This window comes from Pseudolabrys taiwanensis (genome assembly GCF_003367395.1).
Classification (GTDB): Bacteria; Pseudomonadota; Alphaproteobacteria; order Rhizobiales; family Xanthobacteraceae; genus Pseudolabrys; species Pseudolabrys taiwanensis.
In genome coordinates this window covers 2,291,481-2,314,683 of the sequence record NZ_CP031417.1, presented here as the reverse complement: position 1 = coordinate 2,314,683, position 23,203 = coordinate 2,291,481, and the positions used below count along the sequence as shown (strand labels likewise).

The following is a 23,203-nucleotide window of genomic DNA, read 5'->3' as shown; positions in this document are numbered from 1 at the left end:
ATGGTAGTCACCTGCTCGCAAATCACCGACATCCGTCCGATCGGGACCGATAAACGCCGATGACCCACACCCGGCTTCGCCTTTCACTCGCCGCTGCGCTCGCGGCCAGCCTCATGCTGGCGCCGGCCGCCCATGCGCAGCAGCGCGACGGCAATTTCCTCGACAATCTGTTCAGCCGCGGCGAGGGCGGCGGCCAGGACCCGCAATCGGCGCCGCGCGGCGGCAGCCGTACGGTCGGGCAGGCCGATGACGATGTCAGCGTGCGCATCGATCGCCTCGAGGGCGCGCTGCGCCAGCTCACCGGCCAGATCGAGCAGCTTCAGTATCAGAACCAGCAACTGCAGGCGCAGATGCAGCGGATGCAGGGTGGCGCCCCCGGCGCGGTGCAGCCGCAGTATCAGTCGCAACCGCAGTACCAGCAGCAGCCGCAGTATCAGCCGGCGCAGCCGGGCCGCCCGAACCAGCCGGCGGCCGGTACGCCTGGGCGCCGTAGCGACGTGTTCGATCCGAACCAGGATCCGAACGCGCCCGGCGCGCCGCGCACCTTGGGTCAGACCGCTTCGGCCGGACCGTCCGCGCCCATCATGAACGATGCACCGGTGGGTGCGCCCGGCGGCCGCGACGCCGGTGCGCCGCTCGATCTGTCGACCATGTCGGGCAACGGCGCCGCTCTGCCGCCGCCGCAGGGCGGTGCGCCGGCACAGGCCAACAATACCCGGCTTGCGACCTTGCCGCCGTCGGCCAAGCCGAAGGACGAGTACGACCTCGCTTACGGCTACGTGCTGCACAAGGACTACGGCCTCGCCGAGCAGGCGCTCAATGATTTCCTGCGCAAATATCCGGACGAGCCTCTGGTGCCGGAAGCGACCTATTGGCTCGGTGAATCGCAATATCAGCAGCAGCGCTACAGCGAAGCGGCCAAGAATTTTCTCGCCGTGCTGACCAAGCACGAGCGGTCGGAGAAGGCGCCCGACTCGTTGCTGCGTCTCGGTCAGTCGCTCGCCGCGCTGAACAAGAAGGAAGCCGCCTGTGCGACGCTCGCCGAGGTCGGCCGCAAATATCCGAAGGCGTCGGCGACCATCAAACGCGGTGTCGTGGCGGAACAGAAACGCGTTCACTGCTAGAGTTATCCCGCGTCCCCGCGAAAGCGGGGACCCAGGGTAAAAATGCTAATGTGCGTTGGGCTCCTGGATTTCCGCTCACGCGGGAATGAACGGAGTATGTTTCGGCGCCGGCGGATCGACGCGATGCCTCCTGACGACAGCGAACCGGTGTCCGGCGCGGAAGCGGCGGCGCTCTTTGCCGATCTGATCGATGCCCCGGCCTTGGTGCTGGCGGTGTCGGGCGGACCGGATTCGACGGCGCTGATGATGCTCGTGGCGCGCTGGCGGGCCGCATTGAAACACGGCCCGAAGCTGATCGCGGTCACGGTCGATCACGGTCTGCGTCCGGAGGCCAAGCAGGAAGCCGCCGCCGTTGGCAGGCTCGCGCGCAAGCTCAAGCTGTCGCATGCGACCCTGCGCTGGACCGGCAGGAAGCCCGCGACCGGTCTGCAGCAAGCGGCGCGGTCCGCGCGCTACCGGTTGCTCGCTGACGCGGCCCGCAAGGCCAAGGCGACGCATGTCCTCACCGCGCACACGCTCGACGATCAAGCCGAGACGGTGCTCATCCGCATGAGCCGCGGTAGCGGCGTCACGGGCCTCGGGGCAATGAGCAGAACACGCTCCCTCCCCACGGCACGGCGGGCTTCCTCTCCCCGGGAGGGAGAGGGCCGGCGCGAGGGAGCTGGTGGCACGTCGCAGGTCACACTGCTCCGCCCTCTGCTCACCATCCCCAAATCCCGCCTGATCGCCACGTTGCGCGCGGCGGAAATCGCCTTCGCCGAGGACCCCTCGAACCGCGATCCCCGCTTCACCCGGGCGCGGCTGCGCGGCCTGATGCCCCAATTGGCGGAGGAGGGGCTCGATGCCCACCGGCTGGGGCAGCTCGCCCGCCGCCTGAAGCGGGCCGATGCCGCACTTGAGGCGGTGGTATCGGTTGCCGAGGCTGAGCTGGTCCTGGGGGCGGGATCGGGAGGTATCCGCTACGATCGGGGGCGCTACGACACGATGCCGGAGGAGATCGCGCTGCGGCTGCTCGGCCGCGGCATTGCGCGCTATGGTACCGAGGGGCAGGTCGAACTGGGCAAGCTGGAAGCGCTCAAGCAGGCCCTCGATCAGGCCCACAAAACGGGCAGCCGCTTCCGCCGCAGTCTGGCCGGCGCGATTGTGACACTCACGGTTGCAGAAATTTTGGTGGAGCCGGCGCCGCCGCGTCGCAGCAAGACCTTAACCAAGCACCGACAGGGCCGCGCCGGAGGCCGCGCCACGCGCGGCAAATCGCGCTAGAATATATAGAATCGAGCCCTTTCCAGGAGGCGGCGTGCTGCCTACATTGGCAAGGACGCGAAGCCGCCACGAATGCGGCGTAGAAATCTCATGGCCGCGGGCCGCTCTCGCGGCGGGTAAGGACGCCTGATGAACGCCAACTTACGCAATTTCGCCCTCTGGGTGATTATCGTCCTCCTGCTGCTCGCGCTGTTCACCCTCTTCCAGAACCCGGGACAGCGCACCACTGCGCAGGATATTTCCTTTTCTCAGCTGTTGAGCGAAGTCGATCAGGGTCGCGTGCGCGACGTCGTGATCCAAGGGCCGGAAATTCACGGCACCTTCGCCAACGGTACCAGCTTCCAGACCTATGCCCCGAGCGATCCGGGCCTCGTGCAGAAGCTCTATTCCAAGGGCGTGTCGATCACCGCGCGGCCGCAGCAGGACAACGTGCCGTGGTTCGTGTCGCTGCTCGTGTCGTGGCTGCCGTTCATCGCGCTCATCGGCGTGTGGATATTCCTGTCGCGCCAAATGCAGGGCGCTGGCGGCAAGGCGCTCGGCTTCGGCAAGTCGCGCGCCAAGCTCTTGGCTGAATCGCACGGCCGCGTGACGTTCGAAGACGTCGCCGGTGTCGACGAAGCCAAGCAGGACCTGCAGGAGATCGTCGAATTCCTGCGCGACCCCGGCAAATTCCAACGTCTCGGCGGCCGCATTCCGCGCGGCGTATTGCTGGTCGGCCCTCCGGGCACCGGTAAGACGCTGATTGCGCGCGCCGTCGCCGGCGAAGCGAACGTGCCGTTCTTCACGATTTCGGGCTCCGACTTCGTCGAGATGTTCGTCGGCGTTGGCGCTAGCCGCGTGCGCGACATGTTCGAGCAGGCCAAGAAGAACGCGCCGTGCATCATCTTCATCGACGAAATCGACGCGGTCGGCCGTCATCGCGGCGCCGGCCTCGGCGGTGGCAACGATGAACGCGAGCAGACGCTCAACCAGTTGCTGGTCGAGATGGACGGCTTCGAGGCGAACGAGGGCATCATCCTCATCGCCGCGACCAACCGTCCTGACGTGCTCGATCCGGCGCTGCTGCGTCCCGGCCGCTTCGACCGCCAGGTCGTGGTGCCGAACCCGGACGTCATGGGCCGCGAGCAGATCCTGAAGGTGCACGTGCGCAAGGTGCCGCTGGCGCCGGACGTGAACCTCAAGACCGTCGCGCGCGGCACGCCCGGCTTCTCCGGCGCCGACCTGATGAACCTCGTCAACGAAGCCGCCCTCATGGCCGCGCGCCGCAACAAGCGCATGGTCACGCAGGCGGAGTTCGAGGACGCCAAGGACAAGGTGATGATGGGCGCCGAGCGCCGCACGCTGGTGATGACGGACGAGGAGAAGCTCCTCACCGCCTATCACGAAGGCGGGCACGCGCTGGTCGCGCTCAACGTCAAGGCGACCGATCCGGTGCACAAGGCGACGATCATCCCGCGTGGCCGTGCGCTCGGCATGGTCATGCAGTTGCCGGAACGCGACAAGCTGTCGATGTCCTACGAGCAGATGACCTCGCGCCTCGCCATCATCATGGCCGGCCGCGTGGCGGAAGAGCTCGTGTTCGGCAACGAGAAGGTCACCTCCGGCGCCGCCAGCGACATCGAGCAGGGCACCAAGCTCGCCCGTATGATGGTCACGCGCTGGGGCTTCTCGACCGAGCTCGGCCCGGTCGCCTATGGCGAGAACCAGGACGAAGTGTTCCTCGGCTACCAGGTCGCGCGGCAGACCAACGTCTCGGAAGAGACGAGCCGCAAGATCGACGCCGAGGTGCGCAAGCTCGTCGAGTCCGGTCTTGAGGATGCGCGTCGCATCCTGACCGAGAAGCGCGCCGATCTCGAAACGCTCGCCAAGGGCCTGCTCGAGTTCGAGACGCTGACCGGCGATGAGATCAAGGACTTGATCAACGGCATCCGTCCGGTGCGCGAGTCGGTGATCGAGCCGACCGGTCCGCGCTCGTCGGCGGTGCCGCCCGCCGGCAAGCCGCGGCCGCGTCCCGATGCGCCGCCGACCGGCGATGTCGCGCCGCAGCCGCAGGGCTGAGGCTTGCAACACGGATACGAAACGCCCGCCGCATGGCGGGCGTTTTCTTTTGGAGTGGTGCCGGGGCTGCCGACCTATGAAGCTGTCGTCGCCCGCGAAAGCGGGCGATCCAGTGCTCGCGCCGCCACTGCAGCGTACGGCGGGGCATAACGGCGGCACGCATGGCGGTCGGTTTCGTTTGTGGCTTCCGCGTCAGGCTCTTTGCGGATAGACGAACATCTATTACGGAGTGCCGCTCATGCCCCCGAAAGCGGGTATCCAGCGCGCCGTGCATGGCTTTACGAACTGGGTCCCCGTTTCGCGGGGACGAGCGGAATTGAAGCGATAGCTTCCAATGACCTCCCGATCCTCTCAGCCGACACCTGCCTGGACCTTCGCGGCCTTCCGCGAGGGCGTCGTCGTCACTCTGCCGGTGATGCCGGGGTTGTTCGCCTTCGGCATGGCGTTCGGCACGGTGGCCGCGCGCAAGGGCTTCACGCTGCTGGAAGCTGAACTGATGAGCGCGGCCGTGTTCGCGGGCGTCGCGCAGATCATCGTCGTCGATTCCTGGCCGCAGCAATTCACCGCAGCCACGATCTTTGCCGCCGCGGTGGCGACCTTCGTCATCTGCTCGCGCTTCCTGCTGATCGGCGCGTCGATGCGCCCGTTGCTCGGCAGATTGCCGGCGTCGCAGGTCTATCCATTCCTGCATTTCCTCGTCGAGCCGCCCTGGGTCCTGGGGCTGCGCTACCGGCGCAATGGCGGCGACGATCCGGGCTTCGTCATCGGCAGCGCCGCGACCTGCTGGGTGACCTGGGTGATCTCGGCGGCGCCCGGCTATTGGCTCGGCTCGGCGGTCGACCCCTATCGCTTCGGCCTCGACATGGTGATGCCCGCGTTCTTCACGGCGATGCTGGTGTCGCTATGGCAAGGCTCGCGGCGGTCCATCGGTTGGATCGTCGCCGCCGTCGTTGCCGTGGCGGCGGATATGCTGCTCGGCGGCTTCTGGTACGTCATCCTCGGCGCGCTGGCCGGCAGCATCGTGGGTGGGCTGATCGATGATTGAACGCGATCCGCTCGGCTTCTTTGCCATCGTCGCCGCGATGGCGCTCGCGGTCTATCTGACGCGCGCGGGCGGCTACTGGCTGATCGGCCGCGTGCCCATCGGGCCGAGTCTGTCGCGCGTGCTCGAGGCGCTGCCGGGCGCGATCATCGCCGCCACCGTCGCGCCGCTTCTGGTGCATGGCGGCGTCAGCGGCTTTGCCGCGGCACTCGCGGCGCTGACCGCCATGCTCACCTTGCGCAACGACTTCGCCGCCGTCGTCGCCGGCGTTGGCGCCGCCGCGCTGGTGCGCGCGGCGGGCTTCTGACACGCGGCGCGTCAGGCGGACTTCAGCCGCGGCACGAGACGCAGCGCGTTCTCGCGGTTGACCGCCTTGAGATCGGCGCCCTTGAAGAAGGCGCCGACGCCCTTGGTGTGGTCCATGCCGGTGCGGTAGGGGAAGTCCGTGCCGTAGACGATCTGCGAGGTCGGCACGAGCTTCACCAGCGCCGAGAGCGTGACGTCGTTCGATATCTGTGCCGTGTCGTAATAGAAGCGCGTGAGCTGCGCATTGACCTGCTCGCGCGTGACCTTGTCCTTGTAGGGCGGGCGCATCATCGCCTGCACGAGGAAGCGCTCGGCAAAGGCGGTCAGCGCGCCGCCGCCATGCGACCAGATCCAGTTGATGTCCGGATACTTGGCCGCCGTGCCGGAGAAGACGAGGCTGAAGATCGAGCGCGCGGTGTCGGTGCCGAATTCGAGATAGGCGTCGTCGATCCCGCGCACGAGATTGACGCAGCAGTTCGCGGCGGTCGGATGCGTGTAGACCGTCGCCTTGCGGCGGTTGAGCTCCTTCCACACCGGATCGAACTCGGCATAGCCGAGCCATTTGTCGCCGTAGCTCGTCATGCAGCCGATGCCGTCGACTTTCAGCGTGTCGAAGGCGTATTCGATCTCTTTCAAGCTCTCGTCGATATGCGGCAGCGGCAACATCGCCCAGGTGCCAAAGCGCCCGGGATGATCGGCCTCGAGCTTCTTGGCGAATTCGTTCGACTCGCGGGCGACGCGCGCCGCGCGGGCGGCGTCGAGACCCAGCGTCTGCGGCGTCGTCGGCGAGGTGATCGCCGTGGCGATGCCGGCCTTGTCCATGTCGTCGAGCGATTTCTGCACCGACCAGTTCGCCATCGGCGGGTTGTCGGCCTTGAGACTTTTCACGGCGTCGAGCCATGTCGGCGCCGACAGATGATGATGCACGTCGATGCGCTCGCGCGGCATCGTCTGAGCGACCGCTTCGGCGACGAAGCCGGGCGCCGCCATGGCCGCCGCGCCGAATGCGAGGGTTGCGGCGCCGCCCGTGAGCAGGTTTCGCCGGCTCAAACGCAGGCCGGATGTCGTGTTGCAGCAAACGCAGGAGGTTGGCGGCGCGATGCCGTGAAAGGCCTTGGTCATCGTTCTCTCCCTGACCGCCGGGCTTGAAAGCCCGGTCGTTATGGCCGGACGTTACCGGCGATTTGTGGTGCACAGAAGCTAGCGAGAGCATAGTGGTTTGTCACCGGTTCCATGAGGCGATTGCGTTCCTTGTGTGCATTCGCTCTGGTGCGCACTGCGCGTGTCTGCGATTATTTGCCATGCCCCTGCACTCGCGCGTGTCACCCTTCGGCGAATTGTTCGCGACTGGCGCGCGCGGCACGCTGATGGGCAATCGCGGCGGACGGCTGCACGATAGCGAGCGAAAGCTCACCGCGCGGCGCTGGACCTCGAAGCAGTGGATCTGCTGCAAGCTCGACTTCAACGATCGCCATCGCAAGGTCTGGGGCGACAGCTACACCGAGCTGTTCTTCCTCGACGAAGTGACCGCCTTCGCCGCCGGTCATCGGCCGTGCTTCGAGTGCCGGCGCAAGGACGCCGAGCACTTTGCAGTGTTGTTCGCTAACAAGGCGAAACGCGCTTCCGCCGCCGACATGGATCGCGTGCTGCACGTCGAGCGGCTCGACGGCAAGCAGAAGCGCCTGCACCGTTTGGCGATCGAGGCGCTACCCGATGGCGCGATGATCGCGCGGGGCGGGGAGGCCTTTGCGGCGCGCGGCCGTCACATGCTGCCGTGGACCCCGTCCGGCTACGGCGTGCCGCTGCAGCGGCCACGCGGCCTCGTCTATGTGCTCACGCCCCCCGCGATCCTCGGCGTGCTGACGCGAGGCTACCGGCCGCAATGGCACCCATCGGCGGCTTGATCGATCAGGCAGGCTCCATCGCCGTCGGCGGTGGATGGCCGGCATCGCGGCTCCAGGTGGTGGCGACGATCGTCGCCACCAGCGTCAGCATCACCGCCATCAGCGCGACGCAGGCCGGCCAGCCGCCGTAAACCCAGGCGACGCCGCCGAGGGCGCCGCCGACGCTGCCGCCGAGATAGAAGCTCGTCACGTAGAGGCCGACCGCGGACGAGCGTCCGACCTTCGCGGTGATGGTGACGAAACCAGTCGAAACCGCCTGGCACAAAAGTCCGCACGCCGCGCTCAAGGTCAGGCCGACGAGGATGATCCACAGCGGTGAAAGCAATGTGAGCGCGATGCCGACCAGCCAGATGCCGATGGTCACGATCATGACCTTGCGGCGCCCGAGCCGCCCGACGGCATAGCCGGTCATCGGCGTGATCGCCGAGCCGACGAGATAGACGACGAAGATCGCGCCGAGCCAAGTCGCCGACAAAGAGTAGGGCGGCTCGGCGAGACGGAAGCTGATGTATGTGAAGGTCGCGATGAAGTTGAACAGCACGCCGAAGCCGACGGCGTAAGTGGCGAGCAGCCGCGGATTACGGAAGTGTGCGAGCATCTGCTTGGCCGACGCGGCAAGCCCCGCCGAGCGCACGAACTTGCGTTCGCGCGGCAGCGTCAGCATCACGATGACCGCGCCGATCAGCGTCAGCAGTGCGAGAAAGCAGATGGCGTAACGCCATCCGAACAGGTCCGAGAGCACGCCGGTAAACAGCCGGCCGCTGAAGCCGCCCAAGCTCGCACCCGAGGTATAGACACCGGCCGCGGCGGTGGCTTCGTGCGGCGGCAGTTCCTCGCCGAGATAGGCGATGGTGACGGCGAAGACCGGCGGCATCGCCAGCCCCTGCACGAAACGCCAGAAGATCAGCGCATTCAGCGTCGGCGCCAGCGCCGCCATGACCGTCGGAATCGACAGGATGATCATCGCCGTGACGATCACGCGCTTGCGGCCGAGGACGTCGGCGACCGTGCCCGCGAACGGCGCGATCAGCGCGACGGCGAGGGTGCCCGCCGAAATGATGGTGGCGATCTGCGCCGGACCGGCGCCGAATTCCTGCGACAGCAGCGGCAGGATCGCCTGCGGCGAATAGAGATTGATGAAAGTGCAATAGCCCGCCAGCCCGGCCGCCAGCCGAATGGCAAGGGAATGGCGGCTTTGGGGGCTCATCATCTGATAATGACCGGCGCGGCGACTAGCTCGTACAAGCTATGCATCGGATAGCTATGCGCCGCCAGGGGCCGCGGCGGTACTTTGCCGGACGCTTCTGCATGGCTATGCGCCGGATGCGGGCGCTTCACAGTTTCAGAAGGTGTCTCGCGCGCTGCAGCGTTTCGTCCGGCGTGCCGGACGCGTCGACATCGCGCCAGTGTAACGGGCCGAGCTGATAGTGCTCCTGCCGGCGCGCCACGTCCGCGTCGGCGTCCGAGGCATCCGCAACGCGCGCGCCAACACGGACGACGCGGGTCTTGAGGTCCGCTGTCAGAAATAGCCCGTGGAACGGAATATTGTGCGCCGCGCCGGCGATCGCATCGCGCTCTTCGGCCTTGGCAAACACCGCGTCCACCAGTGCGCTATGACCGGCCGCGATGACTCGTGCCGCCTTGGCGGCGAGCGTCGCGTAGACTTTCACTGTCACATCCTGCGTATAGCCGGCTGGCGGCAGCTTCTCCGTCTCGCCGGCATTGAACAGACGCTTGCGCTCGATGTCGCTGCGCAACACCACGGCGCCGGGCAGGGGCGGCAGATGCGGCGCGAGCGCGCGGGCCAGCACCGACTTGCCGGTACCGGACAAGCCGCCGACCGCGACCACGCAGGGCGGCGGCGGCTCGATCAGGCGGCTCGCCAACGTGAAATAATCGCGCGCGCTCTGGGCAGCCTCCTCCGGCGAGGACGCATGTTTGCGCCGCGCCGCCGTCACCTTGGCGCGGATCGCCGCGCGCACCGACATGAACAGCGGCAAGGCGGCGAGCGCATCGAGATTGTCGTCGTGCGCTGCCGCGAGCAGGTAGCGGTTGAGCACGATGTTGGCTTGGTCAACGAGGCCGCGCTCGATCAGGTCCATGAGCAGGAAGGCGAGGTCGTAGAACACATCGCTGGTGGCGATGCGCTCGTCGAACTCGATGGCGTCGAACAAGGTCGGCCGGCCGTCGATGAGGACGATGTTGCCGAGATGCAGATCGCCGTGGCAGCGCCGCACGAAGCCGTCACGCTCGCGATGCGCCAGCAACGGCGTCAGGCGTGCCAGCGCCGTTTGCGTCTTGCCTGTGAGAGCCGCGACCGCATCCGTGTCGAACAGGTCCGGCGCGTCGCGTAACTCGAGATCGTTCTGCCGGACGATTTCCGTCAGCGCCTCGACAAAGCCGAAGTCGCGCACGACCGGCACGCGCGCATGCGCCGCGGCGACCGCGCGGCCGAGCGCATCGGCCAGCGCCGCGTCGATGCGGCCCGCCGCGGCGAGATGGTCGAGCGTCTGCGTCTCGTCGAAACGCGCCATCTCGACGGCCCATTCCACCGGCGCGCCGTCGCCGCCGATGGCCAGCGTTCCGTCTCGCCCGCGCGTGATCGGCACGACGCGCTTGTAGATTGCGGGCGCGAAGGGACGGTTGACCTCAAGCTCGGCTTCGCACGCCGCCTTACGCTTCTCCAAGGTGGAGAAATCGAGAAAAGGGAATTTCACCGCGCGCTTGATCTTGAGCACGCGGTCTGGCGCCAGAAACACCGCGGCGGCATGGGTGTCGACGCGCGCGACCTTTTGACCCCCGTGCGTCCCGGCGGCGCCGAGGAAGTCGATCACCGCCTGTTGGTCGTTGCCGGTCATGAGACTCCATATCGAACGGGTTGCCCCACGCTCTGTCATGCCCGGCCTTGTGCCGGGCATCCACGACGTGAGGCGTCCTGTGGCAGCAAGACGCGGATGGCCGGGACAAGCCCGGCCATAACGACTAAACTACGGCTCGTGTTCGGCATTCACGTGATCCAGATCAATACGCGGATACGGGCGGTCAGGCCATGATGCCGGTGCCCGCAACGATGGAGACGCGACCCGTGACGACCCTGCCGCATACGTTCAAGCGCATCAGGCTCAATCTCGCCCGCTCGAAGGAGTTCCCGGAAGGCTCGACGCGGCATGGCTACGAGTTTGTCGCACCGCTCGATGCCAAGGGTCACATCGATGCGGCGCAGTGGCGTCAACATCGTGACAATTGCCGCGTACGCCGCTTCTGGGCGGGCGAAGACGACCAGATCGGCTTCCTGGTGCACAAGCCGGGCGGCCCGGAGCACAGCCGCTGGGTGTTCGATTACGACAAGACGGCTGAGACGGACGACGAAAGCGGCTACCGTTTCGGCGCCCACGCCTTCACGCCGGGCGAATATGTCTCGATCCGTGACGAGGATGGCGACATGCACACCTTCCTGGTCGTCTCCGTGGAACCGGCCACCTGAGTTTCGCATTGTCCCGATGACGATCGAGGGGGGCGCCTCTTTCAGTTCGCCCCCGCATGCACGCCATCACCATTCGTCCTCATGATCCCACCTCGCTTCGCCTCGACGATGTCGCGTCGCCGCCCGTCAGCGACGGGTCGGTGCTCGTGCGCGCGCTCTCGCTCGGCATTTGCGGCACCGATCGCGAAATCGTCGCCGGCCACTATGGTGACCCGCCTGCGGGCGAGGAGCGGTTGATCATCGGCCATGAATCGCTCGGCCGGGTTGAGCAGGCGCCTTCGGGCTGCGGGTTCGATCGTGGCGACCTCGTCGTCGGCATCGTGCGGCGTCCCGATCCGGTGCCCTGTCCGGCCTGCGCCGCCGGCGAATGGGATATGTGCCGCAACGGCCGCTACACCGAGCGGGGCATCAAGTCGCGGCATGGTTACGGTGCGCAGCAGTTTCGCGTCGAGCCGGATTTCCTGATCAAGCTCGACCCGGCGCTGGACCGGCTTGGCGTGCTCCTCGAGCCGACGAGTGTCGTTGCCAAAGCGTGGGAACATGCGCTGCGCATCGCGACGCGCGGGCCGGCATGGCGTCCCCGTATCGGCCTTGTCACCGGCGCAGGCCCGGTCGGCCTGCTTGCCGCGATGATGGGCGTTCAGCACGGGCTGGAAATGCACGTCTTCGACCGCGCCACGGACGGTCCGAAGCCCGGCCTGGTGCGTCAACTCGGCGCGGTCTATCGCACAAGTCTCGACGACATTTGGCCCGACATTGTGATCGAGTGTACCGGCGCCGGGTCTGTGGTGCGCGACGTGATGGACCGGACGACGGCGGATGGCGTAGTTTGCCTCGCCGGTTTGACCTCGGGCTCGCACGAACTCACCTTCGACATCGGCGATCTCGATCGCAGCATGGTCCTGGAGAATCACGCGGTGTTTGGTTCAGTGAATGCCAACCGGCGGCACTATGCCGCTGCGGCCGCCGCGCTTGCCAAGGCCGACAGGGATTGGCTGGCCGGGTTGATCACCCGGCGCGTGCCGCTATCGCGATGGCGTGAGGCTTTCGAGCGGCGCAACGATGATATTAAGGTCGTACTCGATTTCGATTGACGATTCGCATCATGCCCGCACGTATTGAAGACTACGCCATGATCGGCGACCTCGGCACCGCCGCGCTCATCTCGCGCGATGGCTCGATCGATTGGCTGTGCTGGCCGCGTTTCGACTCCGACGCCTGCTTCTGCGCCTTGCTGGGCGGGCCGGAGCAAGGCCGCTGGCAGATCGCGCCGCGCGGCGACAGCATTCGCATCACCCGCCGATACCGGCCGAACACCTTGATCCTGGAGACGCGTTTCGAGACCGCGACCGGCGCGGCGACCGTCATCGACTTCATGCCGCCGCGCGAAAGCCCCTCGCATCTCGTGCGCATCATCCAGGGCGAGCGCGGCCACGTCGATCTCCATGGCGAACTGATCGTGCGTTTCGGCTACGGCGCGCAGGTGCCTTGGGTCACGCGGGTCGACAAGCACACCGTTCGCTTCATTTCCGGGCCCGACATGCTGGTGTTGCGCTCGTCGGTGGAGCTGCATGGCGAGGACTTCAAGACGGTCGGCGACTTCTCGATCGCAGCCGGCGAGCGCATGGCCTTCGTTCTGTCTTACGGCGCCTCGCACGAGCCGCTGCCGGAGGCGATCGATGTCGACGCCAGTCTCGCCGCGACCGAGAAGTATTGGACCGACTGGATCGGCCACAGCAACATTTCGTGCCCGTGGGACGAAGCGGTGTGCCGCTCGCTCATCACGCTCAAGGCGCTCACCTACGGGCCGACCGGCGGCATGGCGGCGGCGCCGACAACCTCGCTGCCGGAATGCATCGGCGGTCCGCGTAACTGGGACTATCGCTTCTGCTGGCTGCGCGACGCGACGCTGACGCTGCTCGCGCTCATGAATGCCGGTTTTTATGAAGAGGCGCATGCGTGGCGCGACTGGCTGTTGCGCGCGGCGGCCGGTTCCCCCAATCAGATACAGATCATGTATGGCCTCGGCGGCGAGCGCCGTCTCACCGAATGGCAGGTGTCGTGGCTGCCGGGCTACGAGCATTCGCGGCCGGTGCGCATCGGCAATGCCGCGCACGGCCAGCGCCAGCTCGACATCTTCGGCGAAGTGATCGACGCGCTGCATCAGGCGCGCGAAGGCGGCCTCGCGCCGATGACCAGCGGCTGGGATCTCGAACTCGCCTTGATCGCGCATCTGGAAACGATCTGGCACGAGCCGGACGAAGGCATCTGGGAAGTGCGCAGCGGCCGCGAGCACTTCACCCACTCGAAGGCCATGGCCTGGCTCGCCTTCGACCGCGCGATCAAGAGCGCCGAACGCTACAAGCTGCCCGGGCCGCTCGACCGCTGGCGTGCGACGCGCGATGCCATTCACCGCGACGTCTGCGCGCATGGCTACGATGCCGAGCGCAACACATTCGTACGCGCGTACGGTTCGCGCGAGCTCGATGCCAGCCTTTTGCTGCTGCCGGCGATCGGCTTTCTGCCGCCCGAGGATCCGCGCATCGTCGGCACGATTGCCGCCATCGAGCGCGACTTGGTGGTGGACGGTTTCGTGCTGCGTTACGACACGCGCACGGCGTCCGACGGTCTACCGCCGGGTGAGGGTGTGTTTCTCGCCTGCAGTTTCTGGCTCGCGGACGCCTATCTGATGCTTGGCCGCCGCGCCGAGGCGGTCGCTTTGTTCGAGCGCCTGCTAGCGCTGCGCAACGACCTCGGCCTCTTGAGCGAGCAGTACGACCCCATCGGCGGGCGCCAGGTCGGCAATTTCCCGCAAGCCTTCTCGCATCTGGCGCTCGTCAACACGGCAAGCAATCTCGCCCATATCCGCAAGCCGGCCGAGCAGCGCTCGCAGCACGCGGTGGAGGGGGCGGCGCCGGCGCATGCCGGCTGAGCGGCGCGGTCTATTGACCGTGCGGCGCCGTCCCTGAGAATGTCCGCAGCCGCGCAAAGCGGAATTTTCACGGGGAGGAAATGCGTGCTTTTGGATGTCCGCACCTACAAGTGCAAACCGGGGCGTGTCCCGGCGCAGCTCGAGATCTACAAGAAGTACGGCTATCCGGTGCAGCTTCGCTATATGGGCGAGCCGCTGATGTATGCGGTGGCCGAGAGCGGCGAGCTCAACACCTTCACGCATGTGTGGGTCTACGACAGCGCCGCCGACCGCGAGGAGAAGCGCGGCCGCATGATGAAGGATCCCGATTGGGCGGTGTATCTCGCCGAGAACGTCAAAGGCGGGCACATCGTCGAGCAGAAGACCGTGCTGATGACCCCGGCCGCCTTCGCGCCCAAGCCGGCGATGCCGACGATTCATAAGTGACGGAGGGCCGTTAAAGCCTCTCCGCTGTCATGCCCGGCCTTGTGCCGGGCATCCACGTCTTTCTCACACGGCAGCAAGGAAGGCGTGGGTGGCCGGGACAAGCCCGGCCATGACGAGGTAATCTCTGCGCCCTGATATCCAAGACGGGACTTCTTTATGCGCTCGAACGACGGCACCCGCACCGGCGGCGAAATCCTCATCGACCAGCTTGCGATCCAGGGCGTCACCCACGCCTTCTGCGTGCCGGGCGAGAGCTATCTCGCCGCGCTCGATGCGCTGCATGACAGCACCATCAAGCTCACGGTCTGCCGCCACGAAAGCGCCGCGGCGATGGCCGCCGAGGCGATCGGCAAGGCGACCGGCCGGCCCGGCATCTGCTTCGTCACGCGCGGTCCCGGCGCCACCAACGGTTCGGCGGGCGTGCACATCGCGCGTCAGGACTCGACGCCGATGATCATGTTCGTCGGCCAGATCGGCCGCGAGATGCGCGACCGCGAGGCGTTCCAGGAGCTCGACTACCGCGCCGTGTTTGGCACCATGGCAAAGTGGGCGACCGAGATCGACGATCCGGCGCGCATTCCGGAGATCGTGCAGCGCGCCTTCCACACCGCCTGCAACGGCCGCCCCGGTCCGGTGGTGATCGCGCTGCCGGAAGACATGCTGACCGAGCGCGTCGTGACGCCGGACGCGCGCGCGGTCGAGCCGGTGGAGATCTGGCCGGGCCTTACCGACATGAGCCGGCTGCAGAAGCTGCTCTGGGCGGCCAAGCGTCCGGTGGTGATGGTCGGCGGCAGCCGCTGGTCGGAGCAGGCGACCGCGGCGCTGATGCGCTTTGCCGAGCGCTTCCAGGTGCCCGTCACCACCACTTTCCGCCGCGGTCATCTCTTCGATGCGCTGCATCCCTGCTACGCCGGCGACTTCGGCATCGGCCCCAATCCGAAATTGCTGGCGCGCGTGAAGGCGGCCGATCTCGTGCTGCTGATCGGCTCGCGCATGAGCGAGATGCCGTCGCAGAGCTATACGCTGTTCGACATCCCCGAGCCGCAGGTGAAGCTCGTGCATGTGCATCCGGGCTCGGAAGAGCTCGGCCGCGTCTATCATCCGTTCCTCGCCATCAATGCGTCGCCGACGGCGTTCTGCTCGGCGCTCGAAGGCTTGCAGCCGCCGAACGAGATTCCATGGAAAGGCGAGAGCGATGCCGCGCACGCCGACTTTCTCGCCTGGACGGAGAAGGCGACGCCGCAGCCGGGCAACGTCAATCTCGGCGCATGCATGACGTGGCTGCGCGATAACCTGTCGCGCGACGCCATCATCACCGTCGGTGCCGGCAACTTCACCGGCTGGGTGCACCGCTTCTATCGCGTGCGCCAGTATGGCGGCCTGATCGGCCCGACCTCGGGCTCTATGGGTTACGGCTTTCCCGCAGCGCTCGGACTGCAGACGCTCTATCCAGACCGCACGGTGGTCTGCGTCGCCGGCGACGGCGACTTCCTGATGACCGGGCAGGATTTCGCGACGGCCGTGCAATGCGAACTGCCGATCGTCATCGTGCTCTACGACAACAGCCTCTACGGCACGATCCGCATGCACCAGGAGCGCGAATATCCGGGCCGCGTGATCGCCACGCATCTGCGCAATCCGGACTTCGCCGACTACGCCAAGGCCTTCGGCGGCTTCGGCGTGCGTGTCGAGAGGACAGAGGACTTTCCCGCCGCCTTCGAGGCGGCACGCAAATCCGGCAAGCCGTCGATCGTGCATCTCAAGGTCGATCCGGAGGCCCTCACGCCCGGCATGAGTCTCTCCGCCATCCGCGACAAGGCACTGGCCGGGAAGTGATTTTATCCCGAAAGGGAGGGGAGTGGACGAGGCTCGCATTGCCCGGCGTGGCTGGCTATATTTCCCCGATGACGAAACTGCTGCGCGACGTTCTTGAGCGTGTGACTCAATGGCCTGACGAGCGTCAGGACGAGGCAGCGCATATGTTGCTCGAACTGGAGGCGCAGCGGACGAGCAGGTTGCGCCTGACGCCGGAGCAGGTGGCGGAAGTCGCGAGGATTAGCCACGGCCTTCGCGACGGCACCGAGAAATTCGCCTCCGACGAAGAGATGGATGCATTTTGGAAGTCCTGCGGCCTATGAGGCTGCGCTACACCGCCAGCGCTCGTCGACACCTTCAATACATTTTCGATTTTATTGCGGAACGTAATCCCCCTGCGGCACGGCGTGTCATCACCGACATTCGTACTGCGGCGACCCGTCTAAGTGAATTTCCCCACCGGGGCCGGACAGGCCAGCAGTCGGGAACCTGAGAACTCGTCGTTCTCGGGACGCCCTATATCGTCATCTACGAGATTTGGCCGGCGAGCGACGAGATCGTTGTGCTTGCTATCATGCATGGCGCGCAGGACCGCAGCACGTATTCGGAGCAAATACCCGAATGATTGCTCTTTGCTGTGAATCAGCGTTCAGTATTTGTGCATGCCCTACCGCCGCACAGCCAATGTTGTCCGCCGCATGGCCGAGCGCGAGCGCTCGATCATCGATGCCGCGCAGAAGCTGGCGGCCGAAGGCGGCATGGCGGCGGTACAGATCGCGGCGGTGGCCGACCGCGCCGGAATCGCTGCCGGCACGGTCTATCGCTACTTCCCGTCCAAAAACGACCTCGTCGCCGCGCTGACCAATTCGGTCGCCGAGCGCGAGCTGGCGGCCATGCGCGCCGCCGCCAATGCCGCGCCGGGGCCGTTATCGGCGCTCGCGGCCGCCATCGCCACCTTCGCGGCGCGGGCGCTGGCCGAGCGGCGTCTGTCCTGGGCGGTGATCGCAGAACCGGTGGATGCCGAAGTGGATGCTCTGCGGCTCGACTTCCGCCAGTCGCTCGCCGCCGAATTGCAGGACCGCATCAACATCGCCGTCGCCCGCAAGCTGCTGCCGGAGCAGGACGCGCGCATGACGGCCCCGGCCGTTGTCGGCGCGTTGATGGAAGGGCTGCTTGGGCCCTTGGCGCCGACCTACGATGCCGAAGGGCCGGCGCGCGAGGCGGTGCAGAATGCCGCACTATTGTCGCTGCGGGCGCTCGGCCTGTTCGATGCGCACGCCAAGGGTCTTGTGGCGCAGACCATCCTGCCGCCGGCGAACGTCGCTCAGGGGAAGTAGACGGCTTCCGCCGGCAACTCGTCGAGCGGCAGCGTCACATCCTTGACCCCGCGTTCGAGTGGATCGTCGATGGCGTGAAAGCCCAGTTCGCCGCACATCTGCAGCATGGTGCTGTTCTCGGTCATCACCTGACCGCGCACCGCCCGCAGGCCTTTGGCCTTGGCGTTGACGATCATGTGTTTCATCAGCAGCCAGCCGATGCCGTGTCCCTTGAGGTTCGAGCGCAGCAGGATGGCGAATTCGCCGCTCGTGCCGTCGGCGTCGTCATGCAGCCGCACCACGCCGAGCAGTTTTCCGGTGGCGTCGTCGATGGCGACAAAGGCCATCGCGCGCTTGGGATCGTAGTGAATCAATTTGTCGATGAGATCGGGATTGACCTGCCGCATTGGCGCGAAGAAGCGCAGCCGCAGGTCTTCGGCGGTCACGTCGGCGAGGAAGTCGGGATAAAGCGTCGCATCCTCGACCGTCAGCGGCCGCAGGAACACCTTGTCGCCGGCGATGGTCGTGACGTGGCGTGAGAGCATGCCCATCTCCGCTCGTCCCCGCGAAAGCGGGGACCCAGGGGCAAAACATGCAGGCCGTGCAATTCTACCCTGGATTCCCGCTTGCGCGGGAATGAGCGGAAATACGCGGCAATCCTTAATGCGACATCAGCACCGGCACGGTCATCGACTCGAGCAGGCCGCGCGTGACGCCGCCGAGCACGAATTCGCGCAGGCGCGAATGACCGTAGCCGCCCATCACGATCAGGTCGGCGGAGGAGTCGGCGGCGTAAGACAAGATCGTGGAGGGCACGTCGATGTCCGGCGAGGTGATGCGTTTGACCTCGACCTTGAGGCCGTGGCGGGCGAGATGCTGACCGAGATCGGCGCCCGGAACTTCGTCGCTCTTCGGGCGGCCGGTGGCGACGATCACCACTTCCACCTGCTTGGCCTTCTGCATCAGCGGCAGCGCGTCGGCGATGGCGCGCGTGGCGGCGCGGCCGCCGTCCCAGCACACCATGACGCGGTCGAGCTTGGCAGGGCCCTTGAAGATATACGGCACGAAGACCACCGGGCGGCCGCTTTCGAACAGCACGCCCTCGTCGACCACTTCCTCCGGCATGCCGGTCTCGCGCTCCGGCTGGCCGACCACGGCCAGATCGAAGCGGCGAGCGATGCGGCCGAGTTGTTCGGCCGCGCTGGAAATGGACGCCGTGACGACCCGCGTTTCGAACGACAGGCTCGAGCGCTTGGCGGCGGCCTCGAAACGTTCGATGGCGGCGCGCGCCTTGTTGTCGGATTCGGTGCGTTGCGCTTCGATGAACTCCGGCGGAATGCCGCCCATCACCGAGCCGGGAATGACAGGTTCGTAAGCAAAGGCGACGCCGAGCACATGGGCGTCGACCGTCTCGGCCAACGAGATCGCGAATTCGCTGGCCGGATCGCGGTCGCCCAGACCAAGATTGACGACAATATCTTTAATCATGACTGCAATGTCTCCTCACCCGAGCCGAGCGCTCGCGAGCAGCAAATTACCGTCCCATCATGGCGCGGCCTTGACTAAGGTCAATGGGGCCGCGCCGCGGCGCTTTTGCAGTCTTGCCTGATCTTACTTCTTCTTGCCGTCCGGGCCGAACGAGGCGAGATAGGCCCAGAGGTCGCCCGCCTCTTTCTCGTTTTTGATGCCGGGAAAGATCATCTTGGTGCCCGGGATCTTGGCGCGCGGGTCCTTGATGTATTCCAGGAACTGCTCCTTGTTCCAGGTGATGCCCGAGTTCTTGTTGGCGTCGGAGTAGCTGTAGCCGGGCGCCGTGCCAGAGTGGCGGCCGTCGAGGCCGTTGAGTTCGGGGCCGACCTTGTTCTTCGCGCCTTCGCCGATCGCGTGGCAGGGCAGGCACTTCTTGAACGAGTTCTCGCCGGCGGCCACGTCCTGCGCCTGCGCGGCCTGTGTCATCATGGTCACGGCCGCTGCCGCGATCGCCACACGCACCTTCATTGCAACGCTCCTTCTACCGGTCTAAGGGGGCCGATGCCCCATAGGCCATTTTCGGAATTTCCACCAGTCCGCTGGGTCAAGCACCGAATGGCTGATATGTTCTAGCGCGCGCCAGCCGCAAGCCGGGAGGTATGGAAAACATGTCGGTGAAGATGCCGGAGCCGGACCAGGCGGTGCTTTCCCGCCGCGCGGCGATCGTGAAGGCGCTGCGGACCATCGTGCCGGGCGAGGGCGTGATCGCGATCGAGCGGGAAATGAAGCCGTTCGAGAGCGACGGCCTGACCGCCTACCGCCAATTGCCGATGGTCGTCGTGCTGCCGGAGACCACGAGCCAAGTCGCCGCCGTGCTGCGCTATTGCTACGAGGAAGGCATCAAGGTCGTGCCGCGGGGGGCGGGGACGTCGCTGTCCGGCGGCGCGCTGCCGCTCGCGGATGGCGTGCTGCTCGGCATGGGCAAGTTTAATAAGATCCGCGAGATCGATCTCGACAACCGGGTCGCCGTGGTCGAGCCGGGCGTCACCAATCTCGCCGTGTCCAACGCCGTGGCGCATGCTGGCTTCTACTACGCGCCGGATCCGTCGTCGCAGATCGCCTGCACCATCGGCGGCAACATCGCCGAGAATTCCGGCGGCGTGCATTGCCTCAAATACGGCATGACGACCAACAACGTGCTCGGCTGCGAAATGGTGCTGATCACCGGCGAGGTGATCCGCGTCGGCGGCAAACACCTCGACAGCGCCGGTTACGATCTCTTGGGCCTCATCACCGGCTCGGAAGGCTTGCTCGGCGTCGTCACCGAGGTGACCGTGCGCCTGTTGAAGAAACCGGAGACCGCGCGCGCTTTGCTGGTCGGGTTCCCGTCGTCGGAAGCCGCGGGCGATTGCGTCTCGAAGGTCATCGCCGCCGGCATCATTCCCGGCGGCATGGAGATGATGGATAGACCGGCGATCCAGGCGGCGGAAGAATTCGTGCACGCCGGCTATCCGCTCGACGTCGAAGCGTTGTTGATCGTCGAGCTGGATGGGCCCGCGCAGGAGGTCGATCACCTTATCGAGCGCGTCGACAAGATCGCGCGCGACTGCGGCGCGGTGTCTTGCAAAGGCTCCGTCTCCGAAGAGGAACGCCTGTTGTTCTGGGCCGGCCGCAAGGCGGCGTTCCCGGCGGTCGGCCGGATCTCGCCGGACTATTACTGCATGGACGGCACCATCCCGCGCGCCAAGCTGCCGCAGGTGCTCGCCGCCATGAAGGACATGTCGACGAAATACGGCCTGCGCGTCGCCAACGTGTTTCATGCCGGCGACGGCAATCTGCATCCGCTCATCCTCTACGATGCGAATGTGCCGGGCGAGTTGGAGAAGGCCGAGCACTTCGGCTCCGACATCCTCAAGCTTTGTGTCGAGGTTGGCGGCGTGCTCACCGGCGAGCACGGCGTCGGCGTCGAGAAGCGCGATTTGATGCCGGCGATGTTCAACGACACCGATCTCGATCAGCAGCTGCGCGTCAAATGCGCCTTCGATGCGAAAGGGCTGCTCAACCCGGGCAAGGTGTTCCCGCAACTGCACCGCTGCGCCGAGCTCGGCCGCATGCACATCTCCGGCGGCCAGTTGCCGTTCCCCGACATTCCGCGGTTTTGAGAGCGGCAGAATGTGCTAAGGTTGCACCATGACGATCAACCTCAAGAAAGTGCTCACGCGCGCACAGGCTTGGTCTGAGCAGGATCAGGAGGAGCTCGCGCAGGTCGCACTTGAGATCGAGGCCCGCCGCCACGGCCTCTATCACGCGACGCCTGAAGAACTGCGGGCTATCGATGAGGCCTTGGCCGAAGTCGCGCGAGGCGAAATTGCAAGCGACGAAGAGGTTGAGGCGGTGTTCGCCAAATATCGCCGGCCATGAGGCTTCGGTATTCTCGGCGAGCGATCAACGAGTTGAATGCTATCTTATTTGAGCTAGCCGCGAAAAATCCGGTTGCCGCGCAACGTTTCGCCGAAAGAGTTGATCAAATCGGCCGGCGAATAGTTCAATTCCCTCTCGGTTTTCAGGAAGTTGTCCAGCGACCCGGCGTTCGACGCGTCCCGATGGTGCGCTATCCCTATCTTATCTTCTATAAGGTCATCGGTGATGAAGCCGTAGTGCTAAGCGTCACGCACGGCGCACGCAGAGAGCCCTGGGAGACCTTGTGACCAACACCCTCAAACCCCGCGACGGCAAAGAGGTCGAGGACGCGATCCGCTGGGCCGTGTCCAATGACAAAGCGCTCGAAGTGGCCGGCGCCGGCTCGAAGCGCGCGCTCGGCCGGCCGAGCCAGACCGACATCACGCTCGATCTGTCGGGCCTTACGGGCGTCACGCTTTACGAGCCGGCCGAACTGGTGCTGTCGGCGCGCGCTGGCACCAAGCTCGCCGACATCGAAGCGCTGCTGGCCGAGAACAACCAGGAGCTCGCTTTCGAGCCGGCCGATTACGGTCCGCTGTTCGGCGGCGAGGCGGGGCAGAGCACGCTCGGCGGCGTCATCGCCACCAACCTCTCGGGCCCGCGGCGGCTCAAGGCCGGCGCGGCGCGCGACCATTTCCTCGGCGTCACCGCAGTCACCGGCCGCGCCGAGACCGTCAAGTCGGGCGGCCGCGTGGTGAAGAACGTTACCGGCTACGATCTGTGCAAGCTGTTCGCCGGCTCCTTCGGCACGCTTGCGGCGATGACCGACGTGACGCTCAAGGTGCTGCCCAAGGCCGAGACCGAAGTGACCGTGCTGGTCGAGGACCTCGACGACGCCGAGGCCTGCCTTGCCATGGGCGCGGCGCTCGGTTCGCCGGCAGACGTATCCGGCGCTGCGCATCTGCCCGATCACATCGCCTCGTTCTTCGACGGCCTGCCCCAGGCGGGGGCCGCCACCGTGCTTCGGCTTGAGGGCTTCGGCCCGTCGGTGACCGCACGCAAGGAGGCGCTGGCCGCGCTGATGGCACCGTTCGGTGCTGTTTCCCTGCTCGAGGATGGCGAGTCGCGCCGGCTCTGGAAAAGCATCCGCGACCTCAAGCCATTCGTGTCCGATGCCGCGCGCCGGCGTCCTTTGTGGCGGATCTCGACCGCGCCGTCCGAGGCGCATCGCCTGGTCGATCTCATCACGCCGGCCGCGCAGATGTTCTACGACTGGGGCGGCGGTTTGGTTTGGGTGGCGATGCCGTTCGAAGACGAGCCGGACGCCGCATCGATCCGCGGTGCGGTCGCCGAGTTGGGCGGCCACGCCACGCTCATTCGTGCGCCGGCGGCGGTGCGCGCCGCGGTCGACGTTTTCCAACCGGAAGGCGCGGCGGTGGCGGCGTTGAGCAAGCGGGTCAAGGAGAGCTTCGACCCCGCCGCCGTCCTCAACCCCCGGCGCGTATGGGCAGCTGTATAAACTTTTAGTTGCATTATGGTGGCGCGCTCGGTTACCATCGCGGTGAACTAACGCGGTGCCACGCGAAGGCGCTGAGGAGCGGTTCTCCGGCTGGCGCGTGCAACCGGTCTGTGGCGCATCTTTCGCCAAGGTGCACGCAAGGCG

General features: G+C 66.2%; 24 protein-coding genes. 18 read left to right on the top strand and 6 right to left on the bottom strand.

What is annotated here, in order from left to right; translation table 11 throughout:
• The first annotated feature begins 59 nt into the window (after positions 1-59).
• The 5 genes from ybgF to DW352_RS11080 all read left to right on the top strand — a co-directional run bounded on the left by ybgF (position 60) and on the right by DW352_RS11080 (position 5,794).
• The gene (ybgF, locus tag DW352_RS11100) at positions 60-1,124 is read left to right on the top strand and encodes a tol-pal system protein YbgF (protein ID WP_115691209.1); all 1,065 of its coding nucleotides are present in this window, start codon (positions 60-62) and stop codon (positions 1,122-1,124) included.
• Between the two features lie 123 nt (positions 1,125-1,247).
• Positions 1,248-2,387, top strand: coding sequence for a tRNA lysidine(34) synthetase TilS (gene tilS, locus DW352_RS11095; RefSeq protein WP_115694365.1), 1,140 nt, complete (start codon positions 1,248-1,250; stop codon positions 2,385-2,387).
• 129 nt (positions 2,388-2,516) lie between these two features.
• Positions 2,517-4,445 carry an ATP-dependent zinc metalloprotease FtsH gene (gene ftsH / locus DW352_RS11090; RefSeq protein ID WP_115691207.1) on the top strand — a complete coding sequence of 643 codons (1,929 nt, stop codon included), beginning with the start codon at positions 2,517-2,519 and terminating at the stop codon, positions 4,443-4,445.
• A 334-nt stretch (positions 4,446-4,779) separates the two neighbouring features.
• Positions 4,780-5,490, top strand: coding sequence for an AzlC family ABC transporter permease (locus DW352_RS11085; RefSeq protein ID WP_115691205.1), 711 nt, complete (start codon positions 4,780-4,782; stop codon positions 5,488-5,490).
• Complete coding sequence (locus tag DW352_RS11080) at positions 5,483-5,794, top strand: AzlD family protein (protein ID WP_115691203.1); 312 nt, start codon at positions 5,483-5,485, stop codon at positions 5,792-5,794. Before DW352_RS11085 ends, DW352_RS11080 begins: the two co-directional genes overlap by 8 nt.
• Positions 5,795-5,805: 11 nt before the next feature.
• On the opposite strand, the gene DW352_RS11075 is transcribed toward DW352_RS11080, so the two are convergent.
• Positions 5,806-6,915, bottom strand: a complete 1,110-nt coding sequence (locus tag DW352_RS11075) for an amidohydrolase family protein (protein WP_115691201.1) — start codon at positions 6,913-6,915, stop codon at positions 5,806-5,808.
• 179 nt (positions 6,916-7,094) lie between these two features.
• Between DW352_RS11075 and DW352_RS11070 the strand changes: the two genes are divergently transcribed.
• Complete coding sequence (locus DW352_RS11070; RefSeq protein ID WP_115691199.1) at positions 7,095-7,697, top strand: hypothetical protein; 603 nt, start codon at positions 7,095-7,097, stop codon at positions 7,695-7,697.
• Positions 7,698-7,701: 4 nt separating this feature from the next.
• On the opposite strand, the gene DW352_RS11065 is transcribed toward DW352_RS11070, so the two are convergent.
• Both DW352_RS11065 and DW352_RS11060 read right to left on the bottom strand, forming a co-directional pair.
• On the bottom strand, positions 7,702-8,907 hold the full coding sequence (locus DW352_RS11065; RefSeq protein ID WP_115691197.1) for an MFS transporter: 1,206 nt from the start codon (positions 8,905-8,907) through the stop codon (positions 7,702-7,704).
• A gap of 124 nt (positions 8,908-9,031) precedes the next feature.
• Entirely contained in the window at positions 9,032-10,555 is a 1,524-nt protein-coding gene (locus DW352_RS11060) for a bifunctional aminoglycoside phosphotransferase/ATP-binding protein (protein WP_115691195.1), read from the bottom strand.
• 212 nt (positions 10,556-10,767) lie between these two features.
• On the opposite strand from DW352_RS11060, the gene DW352_RS11055 reads away from it, so the two are divergent.
• The 8 genes from DW352_RS11055 (at position 10,768) to DW352_RS11015 (ending at position 17,691) form a co-directional block, all read left to right on the top strand.
• Complete coding sequence (locus DW352_RS11055; protein WP_115694364.1) at positions 10,768-11,181, top strand: hypothetical protein; 414 nt, start codon at positions 10,768-10,770, stop codon at positions 11,179-11,181.
• A gap of 56 nt (positions 11,182-11,237) precedes the next feature.
• The gene (locus DW352_RS11050) at positions 11,238-12,275 is read left to right on the top strand and encodes a glucose 1-dehydrogenase (protein WP_115691193.1); all 1,038 of its coding nucleotides are present in this window, start codon (positions 11,238-11,240) and stop codon (positions 12,273-12,275) included.
• An 11-nt stretch (positions 12,276-12,286) separates the two neighbouring features.
• Positions 12,287-14,113, top strand: coding sequence for a glycoside hydrolase family 15 protein (locus tag DW352_RS11045; RefSeq protein ID WP_115694363.1), 1,827 nt, complete (start codon positions 12,287-12,289; stop codon positions 14,111-14,113).
• Between the two features lie 84 nt (positions 14,114-14,197).
• Positions 14,198-14,539 (top strand): NIPSNAP family protein, encoded by a 342-nt coding sequence (locus DW352_RS11040; RefSeq protein WP_115691191.1) that lies wholly within the window; start codon positions 14,198-14,200, stop codon positions 14,537-14,539.
• A gap of 156 nt (positions 14,540-14,695) precedes the next feature.
• Positions 14,696-16,375, top strand: coding sequence for a thiamine pyrophosphate-binding protein (locus DW352_RS11035; protein WP_115691189.1), 1,680 nt, complete (start codon positions 14,696-14,698; stop codon positions 16,373-16,375).
• A 68-nt stretch (positions 16,376-16,443) separates the two neighbouring features.
• Complete coding sequence (locus DW352_RS11030; RefSeq protein ID WP_162826912.1) at positions 16,444-16,677, top strand: hypothetical protein; 234 nt, start codon at positions 16,444-16,446, stop codon at positions 16,675-16,677.
• A complete protein-coding gene (locus tag DW352_RS27630) occupies positions 16,674-16,847 on the top strand; it encodes a type II toxin-antitoxin system RelE/ParE family toxin (RefSeq protein WP_115691185.1) in 174 nt (57 codons plus the stop codon). The genes DW352_RS11030 and DW352_RS27630 overlap by 4 nt, the downstream gene beginning before the upstream one ends.
• Positions 16,848-17,016: 169 nt before the next feature.
• Positions 17,017-17,691 (top strand): TetR/AcrR family transcriptional regulator, encoded by a 675-nt coding sequence (locus DW352_RS11015; RefSeq protein WP_115691183.1) that lies wholly within the window; start codon positions 17,017-17,019, stop codon positions 17,689-17,691.
• Here DW352_RS11015 and DW352_RS11010 read toward each other — a convergent pair.
• The 3 genes from DW352_RS11010 to DW352_RS11000 form a co-directional block, all read right to left on the bottom strand.
• Positions 17,679-18,215, bottom strand: coding sequence for a GNAT family N-acetyltransferase (locus DW352_RS11010; protein WP_162826911.1), 537 nt, complete (start codon positions 18,213-18,215; stop codon positions 17,679-17,681). The genes DW352_RS11015 and DW352_RS11010 overlap by 13 nt on opposite strands.
• A 115-nt stretch (positions 18,216-18,330) precedes the next feature.
• Positions 18,331-19,158 carry a universal stress protein gene (locus DW352_RS11005; protein ID WP_115691179.1) on the bottom strand — a complete coding sequence of 276 codons (828 nt, stop codon included), beginning with the start codon at positions 19,156-19,158 and terminating at the stop codon, positions 18,331-18,333.
• Between the two features lie 123 nt (positions 19,159-19,281).
• Positions 19,282-19,668, bottom strand: a complete 387-nt coding sequence (locus tag DW352_RS11000; protein WP_115691177.1) for a c-type cytochrome — start codon at positions 19,666-19,668, stop codon at positions 19,282-19,284.
• A 140-nt stretch (positions 19,669-19,808) separates the two neighbouring features.
• Here DW352_RS11000 and DW352_RS10995 point away from each other — a divergent pair, with 140 nt between their 5' ends.
• Genes DW352_RS10995 through glcE form a run of 4 tightly spaced genes read left to right on the top strand, consistent with a single transcriptional unit; the run spans position 19,809 to position 23,059 of the window.
• Entirely contained in the window at positions 19,809-21,302 is a 1,494-nt protein-coding gene (locus tag DW352_RS10995) for an FAD-linked oxidase C-terminal domain-containing protein (protein WP_115694361.1), read from the top strand.
• 28 nt (positions 21,303-21,330) lie between these two features.
• Positions 21,331-21,561, top strand: coding sequence for a hypothetical protein (locus DW352_RS10990; protein ID WP_115691175.1), 231 nt, complete (start codon positions 21,331-21,333; stop codon positions 21,559-21,561).
• Positions 21,558-21,848 (top strand): type II toxin-antitoxin system RelE/ParE family toxin, encoded by a 291-nt coding sequence (locus tag DW352_RS27625; RefSeq protein ID WP_115691173.1) that lies wholly within the window; start codon positions 21,558-21,560, stop codon positions 21,846-21,848. Before DW352_RS10990 ends, DW352_RS27625 begins: the two co-directional genes overlap by 4 nt.
• Positions 21,845-23,059 (top strand): glycolate oxidase subunit GlcE, encoded by a 1,215-nt coding sequence (gene glcE, locus DW352_RS10980; protein ID WP_210209963.1) that lies wholly within the window; start codon positions 21,845-21,847, stop codon positions 23,057-23,059. Before DW352_RS27625 ends, glcE begins: the two co-directional genes overlap by 4 nt.
• Positions 23,060-23,203 lie beyond the last annotated feature (144 nt).